Source organism: Falsiroseomonas sp. E2-1-a20 (assembly GCF_051433195.1).
In the GTDB taxonomy this organism is placed as follows: domain Bacteria; phylum Pseudomonadota; class Alphaproteobacteria; order Acetobacterales; family Acetobacteraceae; genus Falsiroseomonas.
In genome coordinates this window covers 49,696-62,422 of the sequence record NZ_JBHMFT010000015.1, presented here as the reverse complement: position 1 = coordinate 62,422, position 12,727 = coordinate 49,696, and the positions used below count along the sequence as shown (strand labels likewise).

Genomic DNA, 12,727 nt, shown 5'->3' with positions numbered 1-12,727 from the left:
CTGCGCCGGGCGCTGGCCTGGCTGGCGGCGCTGGGGCTGCTCGGCGCGGCCGGCTTCTTCGGGCTGCGCCATGTGCCGCCGGAATGGGACCCGCGCCAGCCGCTCGACCTGACGGCGGAGCCCAACCTGGTCACCGGCCTGAAGCTGCGGCGGCTGGCGATGCATCCGGAAAGCTGCTTCGCGGCGCTGGAGACCAGCGGGCTCGGCATTTCCCGCATCGCCGACCGCGACTCCGACATCGGCTGCGAGATCCGCGATGCGGTGCGGCTGCCCTCGGCCGCGCGGGTGGTGCCGGCCGGCCCGGTCGCCACCTGCCGCGTCGCCGCAAGCTGGCTGTTGTTCGAGCGCCACGTCATGCAACCGGCGGCGCGGCGGCACCTGGGGTCGGAGGTGACCAGCGTGCGCCACCTCGGCACCCGGGCCTGCCGCAACGTGAATCATGCCGCGACCGGCCGGCGCAGCCAGCACGCCACCGCCAACGCCATCGACATCGCCGGCTTCACGCTGCGCGACGGGCGGCAGGTGACCCTGCTGCGCCACTGGGAGGCGGGCGGCGCGGAGGCCGCATTCCTGCGGGCGCTGCGGGACGGCGCCTGCGACTGGTTCCGCGCCGTGCTCGGCCCGGACTATAACGCGGCGCATCGCGACCATTTCCACTTCGACATGGGGCCGTGGCGGGCGTGCCGGTGAGGTGCGCCAGGGAACCCTCTCCCCCTTGTGGGGTTCGACGCATGCGTTGAACGGTAGGGTGAGGGGGTCAGCGCAGAATTATGAACGCAGCCGCCCGATGGCACGCCCCCCTCACCCAACCCTCTCCCCCCGAAGTGGGGGGAGAGGGCTTCCTCACACCCGCATCGGCATCAGCACGTACAGCGCTTCCGGCTTCGCGCTGTCGGTCACGATGGTCGGCGCCGATCCGTCGGAGAAGCGGAATTCCACCGTGTCCGCGATCTGGTCGGTGATGTCGTTCAGGTAGCGGGCCTGGAAGCCGATCTCGAGCGGGCCGGATTCGTAGCTCACCACATCGCCGTCCAGCTCCTCCTGCGCCTGGCCCAGCTCGGCGCTGGCCGCCGACAGCAGCAGGTGGTTGCGGTCCACCGAGAGCTTCACCGGCCGCGACCGCTCGCTGCTGATGCCCGCGACGCGGCCGACCGCTTCGGAAAAGTCCTTCTTCTGGACCCGCAGAATCTTGTCGTTGCCGCGCGGGATCACCCGCTCGTATTCCGGGAAGGTGCCGTCGATCAGCTTGGAGGTGAGCTGCACGGTGCCCAGGGTGAAGCGGATCTTGGTGTCGGACAGCGCCACCGCGACCTCGTCCTGCACTTCCTCCACCAGCTTGCGCAGCTCGTTCACCGTCTTGCGCGGGATGATGACGCCCGGCATGCCGGCGGCACCGTCCGGCAAGGCTTCCTCAACCCGGGCCAGCCGGTGCCCATCGGTCGCCACCGCCCGCAGAACCTTGGTGCCGCCGGATTCGGTGGCGTGGATGTAGATGCCGTTCAGGTAGTAGCGCGTCTCCTCGGTGGAGATCGCGAAGCGCGTGCTGTCGATCAGCCCGCGCAGCATGGCGGCACCGATGGCGAATTTATGCGGCAGCTTGCCTTCGGTCATGGAGGGGAAATCCTCCACCGGCAGCACCGAGAGCTTGGCGTCGAAGCGCCCGGCCCGCAGCGTCATCTGCGCATCGCCGCCGGGGTGGTCCAATTCGAGCTTGGCGCTGTCCGGCAGCTTGCGGACCAGTTCGAACAGGGTCGCGGCCGGTGCGGTGGTGCGGCCGGCGCGGGTGACGCTGACGCCGGGCACGTCCTCCACCACCGCGATCTCCATGTCCGTCGCGGTCAGCCGCAGGCCACCCTCGCGGGCTTCCAGCAGGATGTTGGCAAGGATGGGGATGGTGTTGCGACGTTCGACCACGCTCTGCACATGCGCGAGCGCCTTGAGCATCACCGCCCGGTCCACCGTGAATTTCATGGTCCCTGGATTCCCGAAATGGCGGCGACCGGCCGACCTCATGCCCGCCCCGCGCGGGTTGCCACTCTAACAGGCCGGAATCGCCAGTAGAAGGGCGCCCGGCCGGCGATTCAGGTGCGGAAGGTCAGCATCTGAAGGAGGGGGCCCGCACCAGCAGGCACAGGATCTGGAACATCATCTGCGCGCCGATCTGCGCCGTGGCGGTGCCGGCATCGTATTGCGGCGCCACCTCCACCACGTCGCCGCCGACCACGTCGAGCCCCGCCAGGCCGCGCAGCAGTTCCAGCACCTGCAACGGCGCCAGGCCGCCGACCTCCGGCGTGCCGGTGCCCGGCGCGAAGCCGGGGTCGACGGCGTCGATATCGAAGGAGACGTAGACCGGCCCCGTCGCCACCCGCCGGGCCCGTTCCAGCACGGCCGGGATGCCCGCCTGGGACACTTCGTGCATCGGGATCAGCGTCATGCCGCTGGCGGTGGAGAACTCCCACAGGTAGCCGGCGCCGCCACGGATGCCGATCTGGATGGTGCGGTCCGGGTCCAGCACGCCTTCCAGCACCGCCTGGCGGAACGGACCGCCATGGTGGAAGCGGGTGCCCTCGTACTCGCCGCCGGTGTCGGCATGCGCGTCGATATGGACCATGCCCAGTTTTTCGCCGGGCGGACGCCCATCCCCCAGCGCCTTCAGGATCGGCAGGCTGATCGAATGGTCGCCGCCGGCGGCCACGGTGCGGATGCCGGCCGCGCGCAGCGCCCGGAAATGCGCCTCGATATCCGCGTGGCAGGATTCCAGGGAGAAGCGGGAGGCCATGGGCACGTCACCGATATCGGCGACCCGCGCCTCGGTCAGCGGCGCCATGTGCAAAGCGGGCTCATAGGGTCCGATGCGCTCCACGGCGCGGATCGCGCGCGGGCCGAGCCGGGCGCCAGCCCGGTTGGTCACGCCGAGGTCCATCGGCACGCCCACCAGGCCGATGTCGGGCGGGTTGGCGAAGGCATCCGGCTGGAAGGTGGCACCGCAGAAGGTGGCGAGGCCGGAAAACGGCCAGGCGCGGCGGTCCCCGGTGAACTGGCTGGCGATGATGCGGCGGAACAGCGGGTCTTCGGTCTCCGTGCCGCCGGTGGCCGCGAAACGCGCCCGCAGCGCCGCCAGTCGCTCCGCATCCATCCGTGAACAACCTCCCGCAAACGCAAAGCGCCCGGTCAGGGGGGTGACCGGGCGCCACGCTATAATCACTTCCGATCGGAGTGGTCGGGCGAGCCGGCAGGGGAACCGGGCATCGCTCACCGGCGGTAGTAGGCCGGTCAGGCCAGTGTAGCGCGCCCCAGGGTTGCGATGCAAAAGGCAAATGGACCGCAAACGGGCATGCAAGCCCATTCAAGCGCCGGATCGCGCGGGCTTGAAGGGTCGTTACGCCGTCAGGCGGCAGCCAGTCGTCCCGCGCCCGGGCGCCGCCCCGCCGCCCAGGCCGCCGCGGCGGCGCCGAAGGCTTCGAAGATGGCGCGGGACCGCGCATCCTGTTCCCAGTCGTATTCCGGGTGCCATTGCACGCCGAGCACGAAGCCCGGCGCATCGGCCACCCGCACCGCCTCCACCGTGCCATCCGGCGCCCAGGCTTCCGCCACCAGGCGCGGCGCCAGACGGCAGATGCCCTGGTTGTGCAGCGAGTTCACCGGCACGGCCTCCGGCCGGATTCGCACCCCGGCGGCAGCCCAGAGCCGCGCGAGGTCGCCATCGGGTACCACCCGCACCGCATGCGCCTTGCCGGTGCGGACACCGGGCAGCCGCTGGTCCGACGGCGTCGAATGGTCCATCCGGCCCGGCAGGTCCTGGATGCGCTGGTCGAGCGACCCGCCGAGCGCCACATTCAGTTCCTGGAAGCCACGGCAGATCGCCAGGACAGGAAGCCCCGCCGCGATGGCGGCGCGGATCAGCGGCAGGGTGGTGGAATCCCGCTGCGGGTCTTCCGGCGTGCCCTCGGCGTGCGCGGGACCGTCATAGTGGTTCGGATGCACGTTGGACCGGCTGCCGGTCAGCATCAGGCCATCGAGGCGCGGCAGGATATCCGGCACCAGCGCCTCCCCGGCCGCGGGCAGCAGCACCGGCACGGCGCCGATGGGGCCGAGCGAGACGCGGACGTAACTGTCCGAGGCCGCATGGTTCGGCGTGCCGAACAGGCCGAAGGCTTTGACACAGCAGGAGATACCGACCATCGCGCGCATGTCCATAAATCTCGACCCTGTCCATGGCAGGATCAAGACAATCTTCGCCGGAATCGCCGCGCGTGGCGCGCATGGCAGCATGGTGTTGCCGCCCTGCGCGCCGCCGCCTGCCGCTTTTTCCGGCGAAGCGGCGCCAGCCAGGCTCCGGCGCGCATGGTTGCTGTTGCATGCGGCGCAACAGGCCGCACAATGCGCAGCGGATCGAGGGAGGCGTGGGATGGTCGGGCGGCGCGGGGTGCTGGCAGGATTTTCGATGGCGGCACTGGCCGCGGCGCCGGGCGCGCGGGCCCAGGGCCAGGCCCCCTCCTGGCCGGACCGGCCGATGCGCTGGATCGTGGGGTATCCGCCCGGTGGCGCCTCCGACGCCTTCGCCCGCCTGATCGCGGCGCAGATGACGCCGCGGCTCGGCCAGAACGTGGTGGTGGAGAACCGCCCGGGCGGCGGCGCCGTGCTGGCCAGCGACCTGGTGGCGCGCAGCGCGGCGGACGGCAACACCTGGATGCATGTCGACAACGGCATCCTGGTCTACAACCCGGCGCTGTACGCCCGCCTGCCCTACGATCCGGACCGCGACTTCACCGGCGTCGGCTTCATCGGGCAGTTCCCGCTGTACATCGTGGTGCGGCCCAACGACCCGGTGCGCGATTTCGCCGGGCTGGTCGCGGCATCCCGCACCCGCGCGCCGACCTATGGCACGCCGGCCGTCGCATCGCCGCACCACCTGGCGATGGAGCTGGTCAAGCGCCGCACCGGGCTTGCCGCGGAACACGTGCCCTATCGCGGCGGCCCGGCGGCGATGCAGGACCTGCTGGCCGGCAACGTCGACGTCGTGGTGATCGACACCGCCACCGGCACGCCCTTCATCCGCGATGGCCGCGTCCGCGCGCTGTGCGTGATGAGCGAGGCGCGCAGTGCGCTGTTCCCGGATGTGCCGACGCTGGTCGAGCTCGGCCATGCCGGTACGGTGGCCTATGGCTGGCAGGGCATGAGCGTGCCGCGCGGCACCCCCGCGCCGGTGATCGACCGCCTGGCGCAGGAGATGGTGCGCGCCATGACCTCCCCCGACATCGCGCGCCGGCTGGCGGACCTCGGCATCGAGTACCAGCCCTGGTCCCCGGCCGAATTTTCCGATTTCGTGCAGCGCGAGAACGCGCTGTGGCGGCCGCTGATCCGGGAGCTGGGCATCAGGCTGGACGGGTAGCGGGGGCCGGCCGGCCGGCGTGCCCGCGATGGATGAGGCTTCAGCACCCCTGGTCCTGGCACGGCGGGATTGGGACGCGGTGCTGTTCGACCTCGACGGTGTGCTGACGGACACGGCGCGGATCCACGCCGTGGCGTGGCAGGTGCTGTTCGACGAGGTGCTGCACCGCCAGCACGCCAACCTTCGCCCCTTCGACCCGGAAGGCGACTACCTGGCGCATGTCGATGGCCGGAAGCGGGAGGATGGCGTGCGCGGCTTCCTCGCCTCCCGCGGCCTGGTGCTGCCGGAGGGCTCGGCGGCAGACCCTCCGGATGCCTTGACGGTCGCCGCCGTCGCCCGCCGCAAGCAGGCGCTGTTCGAGGACCTGCTGCGCCGCCAGGGCGTTGCGCCGTTGCCGGGGGCCGCCGCGCTGCTGCGGGCCCTGCGGGCGCGCGGCATGCCCATCGCGGTGGTCTCCGCCAGCCGCAACTGCGCGGCGGTCCTGGAAGCCGCCGGGCTGGAAGCGCTGGTCGACACAAGGGTGGATGGGGTGGAGGCGGCGCGGCTCGGCCTGCCCGGCAAACCGGCGCCCGACACCTTCCTGGAAGCCGCCCGCCGCCTCGGCGCGGCCCCGGCGCGCTGCGTGGTGGTGGAGGATGCGCAGGCCGGCGTCGAGGCCGGACAGCGCGGTGGCTTCGGCCTGGTGATCGGCATCGACCGCCACGGGCAGGCGGAGGCGCTGCGCCAGCACGGCGCGCACCGCGTGGTGCGCGACCTGACGCGGCTTTCGGCCGCCTGATCCGACCCCAGCCTATCCCGCAGGCATCGCCGCCGGCGGAAACTCGGGCACCGGCTCCGGCCGCGCCGCCGGCGTGTCGCGGATCGCGAGCGGCTCGGCGGCGGTCAGCACCACCTCGGCGCCGGCGTGGAAAACGACCAGCTTCTCGCCGACCTCCAGCCGGTAGCTGGTGACGTCGTGCCGCACCTCCACCCGCAGGCGCTGGCCGCGGATGGTCAGCGGGAAGCGCAGGGATCGCCACGGGGCGGGCAGGCGCGGGTCGAAGCAGATCCGCCCGCCATGGTCTCGCAGCCCGCCGAAGCCGTGCACCAGCGCCATCCAGGTGCCGCCGATCGAGGCGATGTGCGCGCCATGCACCACGTTGCCGCCGAGGTCGGAGATGTCCATCGCCGCGGCGAATTCGAAATACTCCAGCGCCTTTGACAGGTAGCCGATCTCCGCCGCGACGATCGCCTGGATGCAGACGGACAGCGAGCTGTCATGCGTCGTCAGCGGGTCGTAGTAGTCGAAGTTCCGCTTGGTCTCGGCGTCGGTGAAGTGCTCGCCGAGCAGGAACAGCGCCAGCACCGTGTCGGCCTGCTTGATGACCTGGGCGCGGTACAGGTTCAGCGGGTGGTAGTGCAGCAGCAGCGGGTAGCGGTCCGCCGGCGTGTTGGCGAAATCCCACGGTTCCTTGTCGAGGAAGCTGTCATCCTGCGGGTGGATGCGCAGCCGCTCGTCCCAGGGCAGGTACATGCGCGCCGCGGCCTCCCGCCATCCGGCCGGCTCCTCCGGCGCCAGGCCGGTGCGGCGCACCAGCTCGGCGAAGGCCGCCGGCTGGTCCCGCGCCATCGCCTCGGCGGTGTCGGCGGCGTAGCGCAGGTTCTCGCGCGCCATCAGGTTGGTGAACAGGTTGTTGTCCACCACGGTGTTGTATTCGTCGGGCCCGGTGACGCCGTTGATGCAGAAGCGGCCCTCGTGGCGGGCGGAGAAGAAGCCGAGGTCGCGCCACAGCCGCGCCGTCTCCACCAGGATCTCGGCGCCGTGGTCGTACAGGAAGACGCTGTCGCCGGTCACCTCGACGTATTTGCGGATGGCGAAGGCGATGTCGGCGTTGATGTGGTACTGCGCGGTGCCGGCGGCGTAGTAGGCGGACGCCTCCCGCCCATCGATGGTGCGCCACGGGAAGCAGGCGCCGCGATGGCCAAGCTCCCGCGCCCGGTCGCGCGCCTTGTCCAGCATCCGGTAGCGGAACATCAGCACGCTGCGGGCCATCGGCGGGTTGCTGTAGACCAGGAAGGGCAGGACGTAGATTTCCGTGTCCCAGAAATAGTGCCCCTCGTAGCTGCGCCCGGTCAGGCCGCGCGCGCCGATGCCGTGGCCCTCCGCGTGCGCCGAGGCCTGCAGCAACTGGAACAGGTTCCAGCGGATCACCTGCTGGCGGTGCGGGCCAGAGTCCACCACCTCGATATCCGCGCGGTCCCAGAAGCTGGCGGCGTGCAGCCGCTGCCGGCCGACCAGCGCCTCCATGCCCTGGCCCATGGCATGGTCCAGCGTGTGGCCGGCGCGGGTGCGCAGTTCCTCGGCCGGGGTTCCGGCGACGTCGTAGTGGTAGGCCAGCGCCTTCCACAGCCGCAGCGGCCGGCCGGGCGCGACCTGGCCGCGCAGCAGCACCGTCGCGCAATCCTCCCGGAACTCGGTCTCGGCCACCAGCCGCCCCGGCTCCTCGATCACGTGGTCCATGCCGCAGGCCAGCACCAGGCCGGAGCCGAAGGCCTCGTGCGACAGGATGGCGCGCAGCCCCTGCACCGCCTGCCCGGTGGGCACCAGCAGCCGGCGGGCAGAAATTGGCTCGCCCAGGCGCGGGTCGACCGGGTCCACCGGCAGCGGCGGGCGCATCAGCAGGTCGGAGTGCAGCGTGATGTCGGCGGCGGCGTCCTCCGCGCTCAGTTCCCAGCCGATCGCGGCCAGGTTGCGGTCCTCCAGCGAGACCAGCCGCAGGGTGCGCAGCGCCAGCCGCTGGCCGGTCGGCAGGCGCCAGGCGACGCGGCGTTCCAGCAGCCCGGCGCGCATGTCGAGCCGCCGGCTGAAGTGCGTGAGGTCGGCGCGGTCCAGGCGGAACGGCTCGCTGCCGACATGCAGCCGCATCGGCGTCGCATCCGGCGGGTTCACCAGGCTCTGGCCGACCCTCGGGAAGCCATAGGCGTGCTCGCCATAGGTGATGGCGCGCAGGATGTGGAAGCCGTTGAGGTAGACCCCCGGCTCCCGCACCGGCGCGCCCTCGTCCAGCGTGCCGCGCAGGCCAAGATGGCCGTTGGCGAGGGCGAACATCGTCTCGGCCTGGCCAAGGAAATCCTGCACCTCGGGCCCGAAGCGGGTTTCCTCCAGCGCCCAGGGGTCGGCGGGGAAGATGTCGGCGGGTGGGCGCCGGCGCAGGCGCAGCATGGGCGTCTCCGGAACTGGGAACGGGAGCCCGGTGCACGCCGGGCGTCGGCCCCTTCACAGCGCGCGAGCGGCGCCGGTCGTTCCGCGCCGGCGCCAAATACCGCCAGCCGAGCTGCCTTCAGGCGATCGGGCGGCGGGACAGCAGCAGGTCGGCGTGCGGAATGTCCGGCAGGTTGCCCGGGGCCAGAAGGCGCAGGCCATCGGGCATGATCTGCTGCACGTGGTCGAAGCCCAGGCCGCGCAGCCAGGCCTCGAAGCCGGCCGGATCCTCCCGCACCGCGATCATCGGCGCGTCCCATTCCGTCATCATCAGCAGGTCGGGCGAACGGCGGATCAGCGCTTCCGCCCCGCGCAGCGCCAGGGGCTCGCTGCCCTCGCAATCCAGCCGCATCAGGTCGGCCGCCGGCAGCCCGGCCAGTACGTCGTCGATCCGCACGCCGCGCGCCTCGAAGCGTTCGGAATAGCTCGCCACGGTGTCGGCCTGGGCGAGGTGGCCGCTGCCGATGTTCTGGGGGTGGGCGGCGAAGGCGACGGGGCCGGCGCTCGCCACCGCGGCGGCGCCATGCACCGTGACGCGCCCGTTGAACCCGTTCACCGTGACGCTGTCGCGCAGCAGCGCCAGCACGCGGGGATTGGCTTCGAAGGCATGCACATGGCCGGCATCGCCGATCACCTGGGCCATCGCCAAGGTGTGGTAGCCCATGTTGGCGCCGACCTCGACCACCTGCGCGCCGGGCCGGAGCAGGCGGCGCAGCAGGTTCTCGACCTGGCGCTCCCATTCCCCGGACAGGGCGATGTGCGGCGTCATGCCGATATCGCGCACGTCGAGGAAGATCTTCAGGCCCGAATGGGTCAGCGCCACCGCCCTCGTGCCCAGGAAGCAGTAGGTGCTGCGGGCCACGCGCGGGGCGACGGGGCGGGAGGAGAACAGCCTACGGAGCACGCTCGGCCACCTTCGGATCAGGATATTTCGTTCTCTCATCATAGCCGTCGCGGCGCCACGTCCAAACCCCGGGCGCGGCAACGTTTGATTCATCCGGCGCTGCCATGATGCGTCCGCCGGATGTCCCAGCCCGACATCTTGCGACATATTGCCGACACACCGACGGCACATGGATTTGCTACGCCAGGAAGGCGAACCCAAGGATCGGGAGCCTTCCGTCATGCCTGCAACCCCCGCTTTCGCCAAGTCCGACTTCGCCGTCCTCGCCTTCCGCGCCCGCACGCCGGTGCGCGATTTCCTGCGCAACCTACGCCGGTGGCTCAGCTACCGGCCGGAGCAGCGCTACCTGGGGGGGCGGGCGTCGCGGCGCTGAGGTGATGAACGGGCAAGCCCACGGCCTCCGCCACCAGGGTCCGGTGGCAGCGTTGCGGGTCGGCTTCCAGGCACAGCAGGCACACCGCCTGCCGCCGCGCCAGGTCGGATAGCGACGCCAGCGCGGCCTGCGCCTCCACCCCCGCCAGCCTGTGCGCGAAGATGCGGCGCATCTCCTCCGGCCGGCCCTCGCGCACGGCCGCCCGGCCTTCCGCCGGCGTGCCGAGCGCCGGCACGTGCAGGTAGCCGATGCCGGCCTCCGCCAGCGCCGCGCCCAGCGCCCGCTTGGCGAAGCCCGGCCTGCGGCTGTTCGCCAGGGCGCGGACATCGACCAGGGTCGCGATGCCCTGGTCGCGCAGCGTCGCGATCAGCCGCGCCGGCGTCGCATCCTCGTAGCCGATGGTGCAGACCGGCGCCGCCATGTCACTTCGGCAGCGCGGCGTGGGCGGCGAGGCAGGCGATGTCCAGGATCTGGTTCACGCCGGCTTCCATGCCGACGATCTGCACCGGCGCGGACAGGCCCATCAGCAGCGGGCCGATGGTCTGCGCGGACGTCAGCCTTGGTGCCGCCTTGGTCAGGATGTGGGCTGCGTGCAGGCCGGGCATCACCAGGACATTGGCCGGGCCGGTGAGGCGGCAGAACGGGTACAGCGCGGCGCGCAGCCCCGGATCCAACGCCACGTCGGCCGCCATTTCGCCGTCGTATTCGAAATCCACCTGGCGCTGGTCGAGCAGCTTCACGGCATCGCGGACATTGCCGGGGATGCTGCCCTTGGGGTCGCCGAAGGTGGAGAAGGACAGGAAGGCGACGCGCGGCTCGTGCCCCAGGCGGCGGGCGGCGGCCGCGGCGCGGCTGGCGATCTCGGCCAGGGTCGCCGCATCCGGCCGTTCATGGATGGCGGTATCCGCCACCAGCACGGTGCCGGACCGCCGCGCCAGCATCAGGGTCAGGCCGAACAGCACGGTGCCCGGCGCGGGGTCGATCGCGGTCAGCACGCCTTCCAGTGTCGCGGCATAGCTGCGGGTCGCGCCCGTCACCATCGCATCGGCATCGCCGGCGGCGACCATGCAGGCGGCGAAGACGTTGCGGTCCAGGTTCACCAGGCGCTGGCAGTCCCGCTGCAGGAAGCCCTGGCGCTGCTTCTTGGCGTACAGCCAGTCGGCATAGGCGGTGTTGCGATCCGACAGGCGGGCGTTGTGGATCTCGACGCCTTCCGGCATCGCGATGCCGAGGGATGCCACCACCTCGTTCACCCGGTCCTCCCGCCCGACCAGCACGGGCGTGCCGTAGCCGGCGTTGCGGAAGGCGATGGCGGCGCGGATCACGCGTTCCTCCTCGCCCTCGGCGAAGACCACGCGGCGCGGGTTGGCCTGCACGCGCTCGGCGATCGCCTCCATCGCATGCGCGGTGGAATCGAGCCGCCCGGCCAGGTCGCGGGCGTAGCGGTGCAGGTCCGGGATCGGCTTGCGCGCCACGCCGCTGTCCATCGCCGCCTTGGCGACGGCGGGCGGGATGCGGCTGATCAGGCGCGGGTCGAAGGCGTTGGGGATGATGTAGTCCGGCCCGAAGCGCAGCGACTTGCCGGCGCCCGCACCGGCCACTTCCTCCGGCACGTGTTCGCGCGCCAGCAACGCCAGGGCATGCGCGGCGGCGACCTTCATCGGGTCGTTGATCGTGCTGGCGCGAACGTCCAGCGCGCCGCGGAAGATGAAGGGGAAGCCGAGCACGTTGTTGACCTGGTTCGGGTAGTCGCTGCGGCCGGTGGCGATGATGCAGTCCGGCCGCACGGCGCGGGCTTCGTCCGGGGTGATCTCGGGGTCCGGGTTGGCCATGGCGAAGATGATCGGGTGGGCGGCCATGGACCGCACCATCTCCGGCGTCACGGCGCCCTTCACGGACAGGCCCATGAAGCAGTCCGCCCCTTCCATGGCCTGGGCCAGGGTGCGGCAGCTGGTATCGGCGGCGTGCGCCGACTTCCACTGGTTCATGCCCTCCGTCCGGCCGCGGTAGATCACGCCCTTGGTGTCGGCCAGGATGACGTGCTGCGGGTGGATGCCCATGGCCTTGACCAGTTCCGCGCAGGCCACCGCCGCGGCGCCGGCGCCGTTGATCACCAGCTTCACGCTTTTCAGGTCGCGGCCGGTCAGGTGGCAGGCGTTGATCAGGCCGGCGGCGGCGACGATCGCAGTGCCGTGCTGGTCATCGTGGAAGACGGGAATGTCCATCAGCTCGCGCAGCCGCTGCTCGATGACGAAGCATTCCGGCGCCTTGATGTCTTCCAGGTTGATGCCGCCGAAGGACGGGCCGAGATAGCGGACGCAATTGACGAAGGCGTCCACATCCTCCGTGTCCAGGCACAGATCGATGCCGTCCACATCGGCGAAGCGCTTGAACAGCGCGACCTTGCCCTCCATTACCGGCTTCGAGGCCAGGGCGCCGAGGTTGCCGAGCCCGAGCACCGCCGTACCGTTGCTGATGACGGCAACAAAGTTGCCCTTGCTGGTGTAGTCGTAGGCCAGCGCCGGGTTCTTGTGGATGTGCAGGCAGGGCGCCGCCACGCCGGGGCTGTAGGCCAGCGACAGGTCGCGGGCGGTGGTCAGCGGCTTGGTCAGCCGGATCTCGAGCTTGCCCGGCCGGCCCTCGGCATGCATCGCCAGCGCTTCCTGCTCCGTGATCCGGGCGGTGCGCGTATCGGCCAGGGCTTCGGCCGGTTGCTTGAGCGTTTCATCCATGGTCACGGTCTTCCCCAACTCCCCGTCCTCCCTTCATCGCAGCCTGTGGGATGCCTGGGAAGCGGGGGCTTCCGCATCGCCGATG

At 71.2% G+C, this 12,727-nt stretch carries 10 protein-coding genes; 3 read left to right on the top strand and 7 right to left on the bottom strand.

The genetic code is table 11. The features are described from left to right. Nucleotides 1-72: 72 nt before the first annotated feature. Nucleotides 73-690 (top strand): extensin-like domain-containing protein, encoded by a 618-nt coding sequence (locus ACFHPP_RS18430; RefSeq protein ID WP_437164695.1) that lies wholly within the window; start codon nt 73-75, stop codon nt 688-690. A 153-nt stretch (nt 691-843) separates the two neighbouring features. Here the strand turns inward: ACFHPP_RS18430 and dnaN are convergent, their stop codons facing one another. From dnaN to ACFHPP_RS18415, 3 genes are all read right to left on the bottom strand, one after another. Further along, entirely contained in the window at nt 844-1,971 is a 1,128-nt protein-coding gene (gene dnaN, locus ACFHPP_RS18425) for a DNA polymerase III subunit beta (protein WP_437164694.1), read from the bottom strand. A gap of 124 nt (nt 1,972-2,095) precedes the next feature. Beyond that, entirely contained in the window at nt 2,096-3,136 is a 1,041-nt protein-coding gene (gene speB, locus ACFHPP_RS18420) for an agmatinase (protein ID WP_437164693.1), read from the bottom strand. A gap of 251 nt (nt 3,137-3,387) precedes the next feature. Further along, nucleotides 3,388-4,191: a gamma-glutamyl-gamma-aminobutyrate hydrolase family protein gene (locus tag ACFHPP_RS18415; protein WP_437164764.1), complete on the bottom strand. Its 804-nt coding sequence runs from the start codon at nt 4,189-4,191 to the stop codon at nt 3,388-3,390. A 217-nt stretch (nt 4,192-4,408) separates the two neighbouring features. Here ACFHPP_RS18415 and ACFHPP_RS18410 point away from each other — a divergent pair, with 217 nt between their 5' ends. Then, on the top strand, nt 4,409-5,392 hold the full coding sequence (locus ACFHPP_RS18410; RefSeq protein WP_437164692.1) for a Bug family tripartite tricarboxylate transporter substrate binding protein: 984 nt from the start codon (nt 4,409-4,411) through the stop codon (nt 5,390-5,392). 28 nt (nt 5,393-5,420) lie between these two features. Next, complete coding sequence (locus ACFHPP_RS18405) at nt 5,421-6,170, top strand: HAD family hydrolase (RefSeq protein ID WP_437164691.1); 750 nt, start codon at nt 5,421-5,423, stop codon at nt 6,168-6,170. 12 nt (nt 6,171-6,182) lie between these two features. Here ACFHPP_RS18405 and ACFHPP_RS18400 read toward each other — a convergent pair whose 3' ends face one another. From ACFHPP_RS18400 to ACFHPP_RS18385, 4 genes are all read right to left on the bottom strand, one after another. Further along, the gene (locus ACFHPP_RS18400; protein ID WP_437164690.1) at nt 6,183-8,594 is read right to left on the bottom strand and encodes a glycoside hydrolase family 65 protein; all 2,412 of its coding nucleotides are present in this window, start codon (nt 8,592-8,594) and stop codon (nt 6,183-6,185) included. Nucleotides 8,595-8,712: 118 nt separating this feature from the next. After that, complete coding sequence (locus ACFHPP_RS18395) at nt 8,713-9,537, bottom strand: FkbM family methyltransferase (RefSeq protein ID WP_437164689.1); 825 nt, start codon at nt 9,535-9,537, stop codon at nt 8,713-8,715. Between the two features lie 320 nt (nt 9,538-9,857). After that, nucleotides 9,858-10,331, bottom strand: a complete 474-nt coding sequence (locus ACFHPP_RS18390; protein WP_437164688.1) for a DUF488 domain-containing protein — start codon at nt 10,329-10,331, stop codon at nt 9,858-9,860. 1 nt (nt 10,332) lies between these two features. Next, nucleotides 10,333-12,642 (bottom strand): NADP-dependent malic enzyme, encoded by a 2,310-nt coding sequence (locus tag ACFHPP_RS18385; protein ID WP_437164687.1) that lies wholly within the window; start codon nt 12,640-12,642, stop codon nt 10,333-10,335. Between the last annotated feature and the right edge of the window lie 85 nt (nt 12,643-12,727).

Bases quoted from the DNA above. Each gene is read 5' to 3' on its own strand.
- dnaN (WP_437164694.1), bottom strand. From the start codon at position 1,971: ATGAAATTCACGGTGGACCGGGCGGTGATGCTCAAGGCGCTCGCGCAT.
- speB (WP_437164693.1), bottom strand. From the start codon at position 3,136: ATGGATGCGGAGCGACTGGCGGCGCTGCGGGCGCGTTTCGCGGCCACC.
- ACFHPP_RS18415 (WP_437164764.1), bottom strand. From the start codon at position 4,191: ATGCGCGCGATGGTCGGTATCTCCTGCTGTGTCAAAGCCTTCGGCCTG.
- ACFHPP_RS18410 (WP_437164692.1), top strand. From the start codon at position 4,409: ATGGTCGGGCGGCGCGGGGTGCTGGCAGGATTTTCGATGGCGGCACTG.
- ACFHPP_RS18405 (WP_437164691.1), top strand. From the start codon at position 5,421: ATGGATGAGGCTTCAGCACCCCTGGTCCTGGCACGGCGGGATTGGGAC.
- ACFHPP_RS18400 (WP_437164690.1), bottom strand. From the start codon at position 8,594: ATGCTGCGCCTGCGCCGGCGCCCACCCGCCGACATCTTCCCCGCCGAC.
- ACFHPP_RS18390 (WP_437164688.1), bottom strand. From the start codon at position 10,331: ATGGCGGCGCCGGTCTGCACCATCGGCTACGAGGATGCGACGCCGGCG.
- ACFHPP_RS18385 (WP_437164687.1), bottom strand. From the start codon at position 12,642: ATGGATGAAACGCTCAAGCAACCGGCCGAAGCCCTGGCCGATACGCGC.